The following is a 14,649-nucleotide window of genomic DNA, read 5'->3' on the forward strand; positions in this document are numbered from 1 at the left end:
GCGCCCCCCGGCGCGGGTCGCCGAGCACGCGGGAAGATCGATCGGTCCCTGACCCGACCAGTCGGTCGCCAGGCGAGCGACCTCGAGGGTCTGCAGGCGCGTGAGGCTCACCCCGAACTCGCTGTCGACCACGAGCCGGATGATGCGGTTCCTGAGCGCGGCCGGGTTCGCGGCGAGCGCCGCGACGCTGACCGAGATGCCCGCCTCGGCATGCTCGACGATGTCCTCGATCGTCTCGTGGATCATCTCGTCGAACGCCTCGGCATCCTCCCGCAGCTGCTCAGCGGTGCGGGCGAGCGCCTCGGCGATCCCCGGTCCGAGCTCGGCCTCGAGCACGGGCAGCACACGGTCGCGCACGCGCACCCGGGCGAAGCGGTCCTGAGTGTTGTGCGGGTCGTCCCAGACCTCCAGACCGGATGCCTCGCAGAACGCACGCGTCGCCTGCCGGCGCACGCCGAGCAGCGGGCGCACCCATCTCAGGCCGTCATCGTCTTCGCGCACCGGCGCCATCCCCTGCAGGCTCGCCGCACCGGAGCCGCGTGCGAGCCCGAGCAGCACGGTCTCTGCCTGGTCGTCGAGCGTGTGCCCGAGAAGCACGGCCGCAGCACCGGCATCCGCAGCGGCGTCCTTCAGCACCCGGTACCGGGCATCGCGCGCCGCGGCCTCCGGGCCGCCCTCGCCTGCGACGTCCACCCGGGCCACGAGCCCCTCGAGTCCGAGTGTCGTGGCCGCGTGTGCCGCGCGAGCGGCGACGGCATCCGAACCGTCCTGCAGCCCGTGGTCGACCGAGAGCGTCGCCACCCGGAGCCCGAGCTTGGGTGCTTCGAACGCGGTCGCCGCGGCGAGCGCGAGCGAGTCCGCTCCTCCGGAGAGGGCGACCACGACGGCCGACCCCTCGGGCAGGTCGGCGAGCGCTGTGCGCACGGCGAGGCGGATCTCGGCGATGGCGGGTGAGAGCGAGGGCACAGCTCCACGGTAGATCACGATGAAGGATCGCCGTGCGGCGGTCGCGCGCGCAGCACACCTGGGCCTAATCTGACGCCGTGGCAGATCACCCAGTGCGCGTGCGGGCCGAGCGGTTCCGCACCGAGCGGTTCAAGGCGTTCGTCGATGCGGTCGTGGCCATCGCGATGACGCTGCTGATCCTTCCGCTGATGGAGTCGGTGTCGGAGGCCGCGTCGAACAGACTCAGCACGGCCGAGTTCTTCACCGAGCACTCGGGTCAGCTGCTGAGCTTCGGACTCAGCTTCGTGCTCATCGCGACCTTCTGGCTCGGACACCACCGCCAGTATCGCGACGTGGAGTGGATCACGACACCGCTGCTCTGGATCAACATCGCCTGGATGGCGACGATCGTCTGGCTGCCTGTTCCGACCGCGATGATCGGCCAGATGGACACCGATGTGCTGCAGCCCGTCGTCTACATCGGCACGCTCATCCTCACGCAGGTCACGACCCTCGCCGGCGGGCTGTACCTGCTGCGGCACCAGGATTTCACGACCATGCCTGCCGACACCATCCGCGAAGGGGTCGTCGGCGATGTCGCGGCGATCATCCTCTTCCTCGTTGCTCTCGCGATCTCCGTATCGATACCTCCCTACGGATACTCGGCGCTGCTGATCCTTCTCCTGAGCGGCGCCGTCTCGAAGCTCCTGAACCGCGCGTCGCGGCGTCTGGGGCGCTCCGTCGGCCGCGGGTAGGCTAGTGCGCGGCATCCAACCGTCTTTTCTGAGGAGCACACGCATGGGCGCACACGACGCCGTCATCGAGATCCCGCGCGGCAGCCGCGTGAAGTACGAGGTCGACCACGAGACCGGACGAGTGCACCTCGACCGCGTGCTCTACACGACCTTCGGGTACCCGGCCGACTACGGCTACTTCGACAACACCCTCGGCGAGGACGGCGACCCGCTCGACGTGCTCGTGCTTCTCGACCACGCCATCTACCCGGGTGTCGTCGTCGAGGTGCGCCCCGTCGCCGTGCTCAAGATGAGCGACGAGGCCGGTGGCGACGACAAGCTCGTGGCCGTGCTGTCGAAGGACCCCCGGTGGGCCCACATCCAGGACATCGACGACATCGCCGAGTACACGAAGAAGGAGATCTCGCACTTCTTCGAGCACTACAAGGACCTCGAGCCCAACAAGTGGGTCAAGGTCGACGAGTGGGGCGATGCCGCTGAGGCGCAGCGCATCCTCGACGAGGCGATCGTCCGTTTCGGCGAGCAGGGTCACTGACCCTGCATCCGCCCGGTCTCTGAGACCGACGAAGAAGACCCCCGGTTCCGCTCNNCGCTCAGACCGAGACGCCCTTGCCCGCCATGAAGTTGATCGGGTTCGTGTACCCGCCGTTGATGTAGACCTCGAAGTGCAGGTGGCATCCGAACGAGCCGCCGGTGTTTCCCGCGTAGGCGATGACCTGGCCGGCTTCGACCCACTGACCGCTGCGCACCGCATAGCCGCCGGGCTTGATGTGCGCGTATCCGGTGGCGACTCCCCCGCCGTGCTGGATGCGGATGTAGTTGCCGTAGCCGCCGTTGTAGAACGCGGCGTCGACCGTGCCGGAGTGCGCGGCGTAGATCGCCGCACCGCAGCCGTTCGCGAGGTCGACCCCATAGTGGTAGCTCGACGAGCAACCGCCGGAGTCGCAGATCGGGGTGCGGGGGCCGTAGCCGGAGCTGCGGTGGCCACCGTGCGGACGCACCCAGCCTCCGCGGCCGGGGCTTCCGCCGCCGCCGCTGTTGCCGCCCGCGTTGGCGGCGGCCTCTGCAGCCTCGCGACGCTTGCGCTCCTCTTCGGCCTTGCGCACACCCTCCTTGTAGCTGGCGACCGTGGTGGCCGTCTTGCTCTTGAGGGCGGCGAGCTGCGCCTCCATGGTGGCGAGGTTGGCGGACTGCTCGTCGAGAGCGGCCTGCGCGGCGTCGGCAGCGGCCTGCGCCTCGATCATCTTCTGCTCGGCGACCTGCTGCAGGCGATCGCGCTCGGTGCGGGCGACGACGGCCTGGTCGCTCAGCGACTGGGCCGAGTTGCGTGCCGCGACCGCGTTGTCGTACACCGACTGGTTGTACTCGAGCAGCTTGTCCATCGTGCCCAGGCGCGACAGCAGCTCGTCGGCGTTCTCGGCGGAGCCTGCGAAGAACAGTTCGAGCGAGGTGTCGTCGCCACCGTTGCGATACAGCTGCGCGGCGACCTGGCCTGCCTTCTTGGCGGCTTCGTCGGCGATCGCGGCCTGGGCATCGGCCTGCGTCTGCAGCTCCTCCGCAGTGCGGATGGCGTCGAAGAACTCCTGCTGCGCGACGTAGTAGGCGTCCGAGGCGACCTGCGCCTGAGCCTGCGTGTCGGCGACCTTCTGCGTGAGGCTCTGGATGAGCCCCTCGATGCGCGTGACCTCGTTGGCCTTCGCGGCCTCGTTCTTCATGGCGTTCTGGACGTCGTCCCAGCTCGGGTACGACGCGGCGTAGGCGGCCGTGACACCCGAGGTGACACCGAAGGCACTGAGCGCGACGACGCTGAGGGCGCCGAGACTGATGGCGCTGCGGCGCGTCAGAGAGCCCTTCTGCCAGAAGGCGCGGCTCTCGGCGGGCGTGGGTGCGCAGCCGCAATCGTCGGACGCCGCCGAGGCAGCATCCAGCGTGGAGTGCTTGTCGTTCACACGGCCCCTTCCGCCGGATTCACAAATGCCACACTAACAACTTCTTTCACATCCGCACCAGGCGGCGGACAGCGTCAGACAGCACAGCGATACGAGTCCATCGTCCTCCTGAACACGCCCGGGAGGCAGCAGGCTCGCCCTCGATTCGCGTTTTGCTCGAATCTTCCCTTATGCTTGAGCGTCGGCAAGGAAGTCCCCCGGGACAGACTTCGGCCCCATCGTTTAGCGGCCTAGGACGCCGCCCTTTCACGGCGGTAGCACGGGTTCGAATCCCGTTGGGGTCACTCCTTCCGGTACAATTGAAAACAAGTATGGCCCTGTAGCGCAGTTGGTTAGCGTGCCGCCCTGTCACGGCGGAGGTCGCGGGTTCAAGTCCCGTCAGGGTCGCTCTAAGCGACGGGCCCTTTTCTCCGAAGAGGGCCTTTCGTCTAGGTGCGGCAGGTTTTGCCGGTCGCACGGCTCTGTAGCTCAGTTGGTAGAGCGCACGACTGAAAATCGTGAGGTCACGGGATCGACGCCCGTCGGAGCCACAGGGTGATCATTACAGTCACCTTAGGAACCCTCGCCTAGCTTCTACATGGCGGGGGTTTCCGCTTTTCCCGGTGAGATCTCCCGGACGATTCACTCCGGCAGGACGACTCGGATCTGCTCGGCGATCGCGTCGACGACCTCGTCCACCGACAGGCGTGCGTTCACTGACGCGGCCATCGTCACGAACATGACGGCCGACACGACCCGAGCCCGCGCACGTGCTGCATCGTCGTCTGCATCCCCCACTCGAGCGATGACCTCCGCCACGAGCTCCTCGGTCCGCGCAGTGAGCGTCAGCGCCTCGTGATGATGAGGCTCCTCGAAGTCACCGAACACGATCTCCCGCAGGTACGTCCGCCCATTGTCGATCTGCTTGCGGTTGCATTCGACGACCGGTCGCACGACGGCCAGCACGCCCTCGAGCATGTCCGCAGCATCCGCGGAGTCGGTCCGCCCCTGCTCGATCGCCTCCGCGTACATCGAGTTCTGCACGAGCAGCAGGAGCTCGCCTTTGGTCTTGGCATAGAGGAAGAGGGTTCCGGTGCCGATGTCCGCTCGATCGGCGATCTCCTGGGTCGTCACGTCATCGACGCCGCGCCCTGCGAACAGAGACCCGGCGGCCGCCATGATGCGCTGGAGCTTGTCCTGCTTGTTGCGCTCGCGCCGCCCGAGCGGTCTGACGTCAGAAGACATGATGGGCTCCGGGGAATAAATAGTGATCAAACTCAATTATGAGAATAGTCACTACTAAGGGGATTCGGAATGGTTTCCCCATTGTTCCATGGCCACCCCGGCCTCATCGGGTGCGGCCCTCACCCACCCCAGAGAAAGAATCCCATGCCCTCTCTCAACGGAGCAGTCGTCCTCGTCACCGGCGCGAACGGCGGCATCGGCACGCACTTCGTGCGCGACGCCCTCGCCCGTGGCGCCGCCAAGGTCTACGCATCCGCTCGCACTCCCCGCGAGTGGGATGACGAGCGCATCGTGCCGCTCACGCTGGATGTGACCGATCCGGCCTCGATCGCCGCAGCCGTGACCGCGGCTCCCGATGTCACGGTGCTCATCAACAATGCCGGTGCGTCGGTGTCGAGTCCCGGCATCCTGTCGCACAGCGATGAGGAGATCCGCTCGAACGTCGAGACCAACTTCCTCGGACCGCTGTTCATCGCACGCGCCTTCGCCCCGATCCTCTCGGCGACGCCCGGGTCGGCGATCATCGACATCCACTCGGGACTCAGCTGGTACGCCGTCGCCGGCATCTACAGCGCGACGAAGGCCGCCCTGTGGTCGGCCACGAACTCGCTGCGCATCGAGCTGGCTCCGGCCGGCGTGCACGTCGTCGGCGTGCACGTGGGTTACGTCGACACGGCCATGGCCGCGAACGTCACCGACCCCAAGCTCGACCCGGCTGTTCTCGTGACCAAGGTCCTGGATGCGACCGAGTCCGGCGAATACGAGGTACTTGCCGACGACACCTCCGTGCAGCTCAAAGCCGCACTGAGCGCTCCACTCGAGGCGCTCTACCCGCAGCTCGCCCGCGGCGCGGAGTAACCGCTACGGCGAAGGCCCCGTGAGTGATCCGATCACTCACGGGGCCTTCGCCTTTCCGGATCCGCTGCAGCGGACCTCGCGCTCAGGGGTTCGCGATGACGGCTTTCCCCCGGATGCCGCCCTTCGCGAGCGACTCGATGCCGGCGACGGTCTCGTCGAACGGGAAGACGCGTCCGACGATCGGACGGAGCACCCCGTCATCGACGAGCGCGGCGATCTCTCGCAGCTGATCTCCACTCGCCCGCATGAAGAGGAACGTGTAGTCCACATCGAGCCGTCGCGCCTGTGACCGGATCTTGCGGCTGAGCGCTGTGATGGCGAGACGGAGGATCGGATGGAGCCCCGCTGCACGGGCGAAATCAGGCGGCGGCGGACCGGAGATGCCGACCGCCTGTCCTCCCGGGCGGAGAACGCGCAGGGACTTCTCGAGGTTCTCGCCTCCGAGACTGTCGAGAACGAAGTCGTACCCGCTCAGCAGCTCTTCGAAGTCCTGAGTCCGATAGTCGATGACCCGGTCAGCGCCGAGCAGCCTGACGAATTCGGCGTTCGCCGCGCTGGCGGTGGTGGCGACCTCAGCACCGAGGTGCTTGGCGAGCTGGATCGCGATCGATCCGACCCCGCCGGCGCCCGCGTGGATCAGGACCTTCTGCCCGGGTCGGACGCCGCCGAGCTCCACCAGTGCCTGCCAGGCTGTCAGGGCCACGAGCGGCAGAGACCCCGCCTCCTCCATCGCGATGGAGGTCGGCTTGAGCGCGACGTCGCTCTCGTCGATCGCGATCCGCTCGGCGAACGTGCCGATGCGCTGATCGCGCGGACGCGCGTACACCTCGTCTCCCGCCTTGAAGCGGCGCACCCCCGCGCCGACCCGGATCACGGTGCCGGCGACGTCATGGCCGAGGATGATCGGCAGGCGGTACGGCAGGATCGCCTGGAACTCGCCGATCCGGATCTTCTCATCGAGCTGGTTCAGCCCCGCAGCCTGAACGCGCACGAGAACATCGTTCTCACCGACGACGGGCTCAGGCATGTCCGCCTCGTGGACGGCGGTCTTGTACTTCGACAGGACGAACGCTCTCATCACGACCCCACCGCAGCCTGGTCATCGGTGAGAAACTTCACCGCGACGGGCACGAACTTCTCCCAGTACTGGAAGATGCCGCCGTGGCCCGAGTTCGGATAGATGATGAGCTCGCTGCCGGCGATCCGCGCATGCAGATCGTGCGACAGGACCGAGGGCACCATCCGGTCGTTGTCGCCGTTGGCGATCAGTGTCGGCCCCGTGATGACTGAGAGGTCGGCGGGGGTCGATCGCCCGAACTTCGCGATCGCCTTCAGCTGCGTCTGGAACGCGGGGAGCCTGATGTCCGCGTCCCGGTCGATGCTCCGTTCCTTGAGACGGTTCACGAACGCCTTCGCGGCCCGCTTGCCCGCGGCGTCCCGGTTGAAGAACAGGAACTCCTTCGGGTCGGATCGGGTCAGCGTCGCCCGAAGCACATCCCAGTAGGTGGTGCCGATGACCTTGTCCATGTCCTTCCCGCCGCGCGGGCCCGTGCCGGTGAGAACCAGCTTGCGCACGAGCGACGGATGCTTCACGACCAGATCCTGCGCGATCATGCCGCCCATCGAGAACGAGAAGACGTCGATCGGGATGCGGGGTGATTCGCTGGCCATGGGGTCCTCCGGACGCTTGCCGAGAAATACGACTGAACTCTATTATGAGCGCACTCAGTTTGCGCGTCAAGATGCAATCGCGGCAGGGAGACGCGCACGGCGATCCATGGACGATACTCAGCCCGAAGCATGCAACCGCAAGTAAAATATCGGTATGGGAATAGAGCAACCCGCCGCGTCTGGGGCGCAGCGGAACCTGGGGCCGGAAGAGCTCTTCCGCCGTCTTGCGACGTCGATCGCGGATGGCACGTATGCACCCGGGGCGAAGCTGAGCGACAAGGCCATCGCCGACGACCTCGGCGTCACCCGCACCCCCGTGCGCGAGGCCGTTCAGCGGCTTGCGCGAGCGGGACTCATGGAAGTGCACGCGAACCGCTATTCGATGGTCACCGACATCACCGACGAACGGTCGCGGATCACCCGGGAGTTCGCGGCATCCCAGGGCGGCGAGATCATCCGCGAGGCAGCCCTCGCGCTGTCCGAGCAGGATCTGCGCGTCGCGTGCGAACTGATCCGCGATGCGATCGAGTCGGTCGAATCCGGAGAGGGATGGATCGAGGCTCATGTCGAGCTCTTCGAGTTCCTCACGGATCGGGCATTGAACGACCTGTATCGCCTGATGCTGAGCGACTTCTGGTACCTGGTGTTCCGCGACCTCTATCTCGGCGAACCGCGGGTCGACACGAAGGAGTCGCTCGAGGAGCTCGAGTCGGCGATGAGAGCTCGCAGCGCGAATGCCGGCGTCAAGGCCGTGCGGCGGATGCTCTCGCTCAAGTAGCGATCGCCCGAGGAGTGATTCCGGTCCTCCCGCGCCCGAACGGGGAGGACCGGAGCAGCCGATGAGAAGGTCCGCATGCGCACCCACCCCCAAGTGGGCACTCAAGACCGAGAGAACTCGAGGCACCGTCTGGTTCGACCGACGGAGAGCGGCGTGAAGCGGCTCGTCGTGTTCTCAGCGTAGGTCGGGAGCCTTCCCGGACGCCCATCGGGGCCTGACCATTGACTCGCAGGCACCTCGACTGCTAGGTCGTCTCCTGGCGGACGATGCCCCCGACCCGACGATCAGTGGATCAGGCGATGCCCGTTCCACCCGTTCCCGATCTTCACTCGGGCGGTGAAGGCCGATCCGTTCCACGGGTAGATCCAGAGCACGCCGGCAGCGTCGCGCGCGATGAGATCGGCGAAGCCGTCACCGGTGTAGTCGACGCCTCCGCTGAGGATGGACATCCCGCTCCATCCGTTCCCCACCTGCACGGGAGCGGCGAATCCGGCGCCCGTCCCCGAATACAGGAAGAGCTTTCCGCTCGTGTCGCGGGCCATGACGTCGCCGATCCCGTCACGTCCGAAGTCGCCGGCGACGATCATGTCCTTGTCTCCCCAGCCCTGCTCCACGAGGATGGCCGAGGTGAAGCCGCCGGCTCCGTTGCCCGGATAGACCAGAAGCGCGCCGTCCGCCCTGACGACGACCAGGTCTGCGCGTCCGTCGTTGTTGAAGTCGGCGCCGCCTGCGAGAAGACGGATACTGTCCCACCCTCCCCCGATGCGCGACGACACGAAGCCGTTCGCGCCGTTACCGCGATAGAACCACAGCGCACCGTCGGTGCGGACGGCCATGAAGTCTCCCCGACCATCGCCGTTGTAGTCGCCGTGGATGAGCGCTCGCGTGGTCTCCCACCCGCCCCCGAGCACCGCTGCCCTCCAAGCGCCGCTGCCGCTGCCGTAGCCGTTCCCGTTGTAGACGGTCATGCGTCCTGCGGTCGACACTGCGAGGATGTCGGGATTGCCGTCACGGTTGACGTCGGCGTTGACGGGTCGTTCCGGCCGCAGCTTGAGCGGCGTGAGCGCCGCCACGTTTCCCTGACCGCAGGCGAAGTACGCGTTGGTGAGGTTCACACCGTTGTTGTACATCTCGAAGTGGAGGTGAGGCCCGGTGCTGTTGCCCGTGCTGCCCACACGGCCGAGCAGAGCCCCCTGCGGCACCGACGCCCCGACCTTCAGCGTGACGGAGCCGAAGACCAGGTGGCCGTACCTCGTGGTCAGGCCGCCCGGGTGGGTGATGACGACCTGCGAGCCGTATCCGGTCGTCGCGTTCGAGTTGACAGCCGTCGTCACGGTGCCGGCCGATGCCGCGTAGACGCTCGCATTGCTGTTCATGTTGATGTCGACGCCCTGGTGCGTCGGTCGGCTTCCCGCCGGGCATCCGTTGACGATGTCCGACACGCGACCGCTGACCGGTGTGACGAACAGCTCATCCGCAGCCTCGGCAGCAGGGGGCGAGACGAGCATCCCCCCGACGACCGCGATCGCCGCGATGACTCCTGCGAGCAGGCGGGACGAGCGATGTGCAGAAGGCCCCGAGCGGCGATTCGATTGGTTCATGAGTACAAACGTATGGAAAGACTCGTGATCCGCAAACATCCGCCTGCATGGATACGCTCGAATCATGCTCGACACGCTCACAGGATTCGCCGTCGTCGGCGTCGCGATCGCTCTGGGATACGTGCTCGGCAGGATAGATCTGCTCGGTCCTCATGCGCGACACGTGCTCGGCCGACTCATCTTCTTCGTCCTCTCCCCCTTCCTCCTCTTCACCGTGCTGGCGCAGGCGGACGCGAAGATGCTGTTCTCGGCGCTGCTGCCGGTCTCGGCCATCGCCGCAGTCACGATCATCGCCGTCTACACGCTCGTGGCGCGGCTGTGGTGGAAGCGTCCCGTCGGTGAGACGGTGATCGGCGCGCTGTCGGCCGGTCAGGTCAACTCGAACAACATCGGCATCCCGCTCTCGCTCTATCTGCTCGGCAGCGCCGCGTATCCCGCCCCCGTGATCCTCATGCAGCTGCTGGTGTTCACTCCGATCTCGCTGACGATCCTCGATGCCGTGACGAGCGACAGGGTGTCGCTGCGCAGAACACTGGTGCGCACGGCGACGAACCCGATCATCATCGCCTCGGCGCTCGGCACACTGATCTCGGTGCTCGGCATCGCTGTGCCCCCGATCGTCATGCAGCCCGCTCAGCTGATCGCCGACGCCGCAGTGCCGGTGCTGCTCATCAGCTACGGCATCTCGCTGCACGGGCAACGGGTGCTGGGCGCCACCGGGCATCGTCGCGACATCATCCTCGCGACCGTGCTCAAGCTCGTCGCCATGCCGGCGATCGCCTGGGTCGTCGCCGAGTTCGTGTTCGGGATGTCACCTGCCGAGGTGCTGATCGTCGTGATCCTCGCGGCGCTGCCGACCGCGCAGAACGTCTTCAACTACTCGCAGCGGTACGACATCGGCGAGACGATCTCGCGCGACACGGTCTTCCTCACCACCCTCGGCTGCCTGCCGGTGCTGATCCTGATCATGGTGCTGCTGGGCTGAGAGCAGCGCCTCGTGCAGAGCCACGCTCATCGGTCAGCACCAGCGGCAGGTCGCGCATCACGACGACGCTGTCGAAGACAGCCGATCCCTGCGGCAGTGCGTCGAAGAAGGACGACCGCAGGTGATGGAGCCGCGCGGCCTCGACCTTCCACTCGGTGCTCGAGAGGGCGACGGGTTCGACGCGGCGACCGTCTCGAGTCCGCGACCAGCCGACCCGGCCCGCGCGATAGAAGTCCGACGCCTGCTGCAGCGATGCGAAGACACGGGAAGACCACTCCCCCTCATCGACCTCGACATCCACCTCGAGGGTGTGCGGCCCCGCCTGCATCGAGACCGCATAGCGATCGCCGGACTCGTCGACGCGGAACCGCGCTTTTCGATGCACCCCGGGAAAGAGCCGACCGCCCCACAGCACCGGATGCCAGGCTGAACTGTGCCTCTCGAAGATGAACACGCCTCGCTCGACGCCGTCCGCTCCGTCGCGCTCGACGGCCATGCGGTGGGCGGCGTTCTCGGAGCGGAGCCCCCAGCGGCGACTGATCCACGAGGGCCGGATCGCCTCCAGCCCGAGAACACAGACCCCGGCGAGCGCGGAGCCGTCGATGAGCTGGGGGCGGAAGCCGTCGGGGAGCAACGAGGCGGCGACCGTCGGGTCTATCCGATAGCTGATCAGCAGTCGCCTGCGGAGCTGTGCCCTGACATCGCGGATGATGGCCATATCGCGAATATAGCACTGTAGCTAAATTACTCCAAGGGTCATCTGCGCACCGCCATGAGCCCGTAGGTTGGAGTCGTGGACAACCCGCTGTTCTTCATCGCGCTGATCGGCGCCGTCATCGTGGTGGCCATCTTCCTGCCGCGCTGGATCCGCCGATCGAGCCGGTCTGCGAGCGGCCGTGCGAGCGGACGATTCGTCGACAGCCGGCTCGCCGAGATCCTCGATGTGCTCGGGGCGACGCTCGTGCTGCGCGCATCGGAGGGCGCGGCACGGGAGATCGTCGACAGCGTCGTGCTGCAGCAGCCGCGACGCTTCACCGTGCTCTCCGACGGCGGCTACGGCATCCGCTTCATAGAACCCGACGACTCACTGGTGCGCCTCGTCGAGACGGCAGACGGAACCAGGATCCAGGTCGAGCGATTCTGCGAGTACCTCGGGAAGCCGAACACGTCTCCCGCCTGGGCGGACCTCCGCTCCCTCGTCGCTGCCGCAGCCTCCGCCCAAGGGGTGTCGGTCGAGGCGGGACCGCCCGTCCACCACCGACGCGACCCGCAGTCCGGGATCTGGATGCTCGACGAGGCGACACCCTGAGCGTCACGCCGATATGCGATCAGCGGCTGACGAGATCGGGTGCACATCTCACAGCAGTCGCAACTAGGCTGTGGTATTGCCAACGACGCCCCGGCTCGCCCGCAGCCGGAAGTGCGACGGCTCCATCCTCATCACAGTTCTCAGTCCCTGTGACCTGCGCCGGAAAGGCTGACCATGAGTGAATCCCCCGAGAACGACCGGACACCCGACTTCTTCGACAAGCTGATCGAGGAGACGCCGCGCGAGCAGCCGCGAGAGCAGTCCGGCTTCACCGCCTCGTTCCGCGGCTACGACAAGGCCGAGGTCGATTCCGCCCTCAGCGCGCTCCGCAACCAGCTGCAGCAGGCGAAGGCAGACCTCGCCGAGACCGAGGCCCGTCACGAAGACGCCGTCGAGTCGCTGCGCGAAGAGGAGCGGATCGCCCGTGAGGAGCTCGAGGCCGAGCTCACGACCGTCAGGGCCAAGGCCGCCGAGACCGAGCAGCAGGTCGCGACCCTCACGAACGAACTCGTCGACACCCCGCGCGCCGACGGCCAGGAGGCCCCGTCGCGCGAGCAGTTCGAAGCCATCCTGCGCGTCGCCGAGGAGCAGGCCAACGTCCTGATCCAGAACGCCGCCGTGCAGGCCGACCGGCTGATGGCGGCCGCCCGCGAAGAGGTCACGACCCAGCGCTCCGAGGCAGACGCCGACGTGACCCGGATCATCGCGCACGCTCAGCACGACGCCGACCAGGTTCGCCTCAAGATCGACACGGAGTACACGGCGCACGAGGCCACGCTCGAGCGAGAGGCCGCCCACGCCGCCGAGAGGGTTCACCAGGCGACGCAGGAGGCCACTGCCATCCGCACCGAGGCCGAGAAGGGCGCCGCCGCGCTGCGTTCCCTCGTCACTCGCGAGACGACCCAGCTGCGCTCCGACGCCGAGCGCGAGGTCCGCGAGATGAACGCTCGCGTCCTCGAGTTCGAAGAGACCCTGACCCGCCGTCAGGACGACGCCCAGCAGGAGTTCCTCGTGCTGCACAACCAGGCCGTGGCACACGCCGAGCGCATCACCACCGACGCCAACGAGCAGGTCGCCGCGTCTCTCGAGCACGCGCAGCGGATCTCGGCGAAGGCCGACGACTACGAGCGCCTGATGCGCTCGCAGGCGCAGACGATCGAGGCGGATGCTCAGGTGCGTGCCCGCGACACCCTCGACCGCGCCCGTGTGAAGTCGCAGAAGATCGTCGACTCCGTCACCGGCCACACCTCCACAGTGCTGCGGGATGCCGAAGACCACGCCCGTCAGCTGCGCTGGCAGCAGCAGCAGCTCGCCAGCTTCATGGCCGAGGTGCGCGAGCTGATCCGCCCCGAGGGCATCTTCAGCGATGAGTCGACCGCTGTCGGAACCGTCGCCACCGTCTCCGGGGCCGACGACGATGAGGCAGACACCGACGCGGTCGACGCCGAGCTGATCGACGACGACGCCGACGACGCTGAGGAGCCCACCGAGGAGTTCCGCGGCGACGAGGCACTCGACGACGAGATCCTCGACGACGACGCCGAGACCATCGACGGCAAGATCACGATCGAGGTGGTCGAGGCCGACGACAGGTCGTCGCGCTGAGCATCCTCCGCTGACGCACGGCTATCGCTCGGGCGCCCAGCCGTGCACGCTGTACATATGACAGACAGCGTGATCGAGGTGCGGGACCTCCGCAAGGACTACGGCGGGTCCGCTGCCGTCGACGGCATCACCTTCGACATCCACCGAGGCGAGACGTTCGCCCTGCTGGGCCCGAACGGCGCCGGCAAGTCGACCACCATCGAGATCCTCGAGGGATATCGGCATCGCACCTCGGGCGACGTGCGAGTGCTGGGCGTCGACCCTCAGCGCGGCGGTCTCGAGTGGAAGGCGCGCCTCGGCATCGTGCTGCAGTCCACGGGCGAGGCAGGCAACTTCACCGTGCGCGAGCTGCTGACCGAGTTCGCCGGCTATTACCCGAACCCCCGCGCGGTCGACGAGGTGATCGCGGCCGTCGGCCTCGAAGAGAAGCAGCGCGCGCGAGCGGGCCGGCTCTCCGGCGGTCAGCAGCGCCGACTCGACGTCGCCCTCGGGATCATCGGACGCCCTGAGCTCCTCTTCCTCGACGAGCCCACCACGGGCTTCGACCCCGAGGCCCGACGTCAGTTCTGGGGACTCATCCACAGGCTCAAGGCGGAGGGAACCAGCATCCTTCTCACCACCCACTACCTCGACGAGGCGGCCCGGCTCGGTGATCGCGCCGCCGTGATCACGAACGGGCGCATCGTCGCGATCGGGCCGATCGACGAGATCGGCGGCCCTGATGCGCGAACCCCCATGGTCCGCTGGCTGGATGCCGAAGGGGTGCGTCACGAGAAGCGCACCACGACCCCGGGGGCGGTCGTCGCCGAGCTCCAACGCGCGAGCGGCGAGCCCGACGGCCTCGAAGTCGTGCGCCCCACGCTCGAGGACATCTACCTCGGCCTCATCCGCGAGCACGGCGCTGCGGTCGATCCCGACCCGACATCCGGCGGTGTGCGCGCAGACATCAAGGAGCCGGCATGACCTCCG

At 67.2% G+C, this 14,649-nt stretch carries 15 protein-coding genes and 3 tRNA genes; 11 read left to right on the forward strand and 7 right to left on the reverse strand.

Features of this window, described 5'->3' with window-relative positions:
• A partial coding sequence (gene tilS, locus J7E68_RS00425) for a tRNA lysidine(34) synthetase TilS (protein WP_215168827.1) occupies positions 1–966 on the reverse strand: 966 nt, incomplete at its 3' end.
• A 77-nt stretch (positions 967–1,043) separates the two neighbouring features.
• Between tilS and J7E68_RS00430 the strand changes: the two genes are divergently transcribed.
• Both J7E68_RS00430 and J7E68_RS00435 read left to right on the forward strand, forming a co-directional pair.
• Positions 1,044–1,700 (forward strand): TMEM175 family protein, encoded by a 657-nt coding sequence (locus J7E68_RS00430; RefSeq protein WP_215168829.1) that lies wholly within the window; start codon positions 1,044–1,046, stop codon positions 1,698–1,700.
• 43 nt (positions 1,701–1,743) lie between these two features.
• Positions 1,744–2,235: an inorganic diphosphatase gene (locus tag J7E68_RS00435; RefSeq protein WP_215168831.1), complete on the forward strand. Its 492-nt coding sequence runs from the start codon at positions 1,744–1,746 to the stop codon at positions 2,233–2,235.
• A 58-nt stretch (positions 2,236–2,293) separates the two neighbouring features.
• Here J7E68_RS00435 and J7E68_RS00440 read toward each other — a convergent pair whose 3' ends face one another.
• Positions 2,294–3,649, reverse strand: coding sequence for a M23 family metallopeptidase (locus tag J7E68_RS00440; protein ID WP_215168833.1), 1,356 nt, complete (start codon positions 3,647–3,649; stop codon positions 2,294–2,296).
• Between the two features lie 211 nt (positions 3,650–3,860).
• Between J7E68_RS00440 and J7E68_RS00445 the strand changes: the two genes are divergently transcribed.
• The 3 genes from J7E68_RS00445 (at position 3,861) to J7E68_RS00455 (ending at position 4,179) form a co-directional block, all read left to right on the forward strand.
• Positions 3,861–3,933 (forward strand) — tRNA-Glu (locus J7E68_RS00445).
• Positions 3,934–3,962: 29 nt separating this feature from the next.
• Positions 3,963–4,036: transfer RNA gene (locus J7E68_RS00450), tRNA-Asp, on the forward strand.
• Positions 4,037–4,106: 70 nt separating this feature from the next.
• A tRNA-Phe gene (locus J7E68_RS00455) sits at positions 4,107–4,179 on the forward strand.
• Positions 4,180–4,270: 91 nt separating this feature from the next.
• Here J7E68_RS00455 and J7E68_RS00460 read toward each other — a convergent pair.
• Positions 4,271–4,873 (reverse strand): TetR/AcrR family transcriptional regulator, encoded by a 603-nt coding sequence (locus J7E68_RS00460; protein WP_215168835.1) that lies wholly within the window; start codon positions 4,871–4,873, stop codon positions 4,271–4,273.
• A 144-nt stretch (positions 4,874–5,017) separates the two neighbouring features.
• On the opposite strand from J7E68_RS00460, the gene J7E68_RS00465 reads away from it, so the two are divergent.
• Positions 5,018–5,731, forward strand: coding sequence for an SDR family oxidoreductase (locus tag J7E68_RS00465; protein WP_215168837.1), 714 nt, complete (start codon positions 5,018–5,020; stop codon positions 5,729–5,731).
• Between the two features lie 82 nt (positions 5,732–5,813).
• Here the strand turns inward: J7E68_RS00465 and J7E68_RS00470 are convergent, their stop codons facing one another.
• A complete protein-coding gene (locus J7E68_RS00470; protein ID WP_215168839.1) occupies positions 5,814–6,809 on the reverse strand; it encodes an NADP-dependent oxidoreductase in 996 nt (331 codons plus the stop codon).
• Positions 6,809–7,402, reverse strand: a complete 594-nt coding sequence (locus J7E68_RS00475) for an alpha/beta fold hydrolase (protein ID WP_285224681.1) — start codon at positions 7,400–7,402, stop codon at positions 6,809–6,811. Before J7E68_RS00475 ends, J7E68_RS00470 begins: the two co-directional genes overlap by 1 nt.
• A 154-nt stretch (positions 7,403–7,556) precedes the next feature.
• Between J7E68_RS00475 and J7E68_RS00480 the strand changes: the two genes are divergently transcribed.
• The gene (locus tag J7E68_RS00480; protein WP_215168841.1) at positions 7,557–8,180 is read left to right on the forward strand and encodes a GntR family transcriptional regulator; all 624 of its coding nucleotides are present in this window, start codon (positions 7,557–7,559) and stop codon (positions 8,178–8,180) included.
• Between the two features lie 284 nt (positions 8,181–8,464).
• On the opposite strand, the gene J7E68_RS20070 is transcribed toward J7E68_RS00480, so the two are convergent.
• Positions 8,465–9,781: a peptidoglycan DD-metalloendopeptidase family protein gene (locus tag J7E68_RS20070; protein ID WP_215168843.1), complete on the reverse strand. Its 1,317-nt coding sequence runs from the start codon at positions 9,779–9,781 to the stop codon at positions 8,465–8,467.
• A 64-nt stretch (positions 9,782–9,845) separates the two neighbouring features.
• Between J7E68_RS20070 and J7E68_RS00490 the strand changes: the two genes are divergently transcribed.
• Positions 9,846–10,766 (forward strand): AEC family transporter, encoded by a 921-nt coding sequence (locus J7E68_RS00490; RefSeq protein ID WP_215168845.1) that lies wholly within the window; start codon positions 9,846–9,848, stop codon positions 10,764–10,766.
• Here the strand turns inward: J7E68_RS00490 and J7E68_RS00495 are convergent.
• Entirely contained in the window at positions 10,747–11,484 is a 738-nt protein-coding gene (locus J7E68_RS00495; protein WP_215168847.1) for a DUF2071 domain-containing protein, read from the reverse strand. The genes J7E68_RS00490 and J7E68_RS00495 overlap by 20 nt on opposite strands.
• A 75-nt stretch (positions 11,485–11,559) precedes the next feature.
• Between J7E68_RS00495 and J7E68_RS00500 the strand changes: the two genes are divergently transcribed.
• From J7E68_RS00500 to J7E68_RS00510, 3 genes are all read left to right on the forward strand, one after another.
• The gene (locus J7E68_RS00500; RefSeq protein WP_215168849.1) at positions 11,560–12,075 is read left to right on the forward strand and encodes a hypothetical protein; all 516 of its coding nucleotides are present in this window, start codon (positions 11,560–11,562) and stop codon (positions 12,073–12,075) included.
• Between the two features lie 174 nt (positions 12,076–12,249).
• Positions 12,250–13,680 (forward strand): cell division initiation protein, encoded by a 1,431-nt coding sequence (locus tag J7E68_RS00505; RefSeq protein WP_215168851.1) that lies wholly within the window; start codon positions 12,250–12,252, stop codon positions 13,678–13,680.
• A gap of 57 nt (positions 13,681–13,737) precedes the next feature.
• Positions 13,738–14,643 (forward strand): ABC transporter ATP-binding protein, encoded by a 906-nt coding sequence (locus tag J7E68_RS00510; RefSeq protein ID WP_215168853.1) that lies wholly within the window; start codon positions 13,738–13,740, stop codon positions 14,641–14,643.
• The last annotated feature ends 6 nt before the right edge of the window (positions 14,644–14,649 follow it).

The sequence above is a fragment of the Microbacterium sp. ISL-103 genome (assembly GCF_018613995.1).
Lineage (GTDB): Bacteria > Actinomycetota > Actinomycetes > Actinomycetales > Microbacteriaceae > Microbacterium.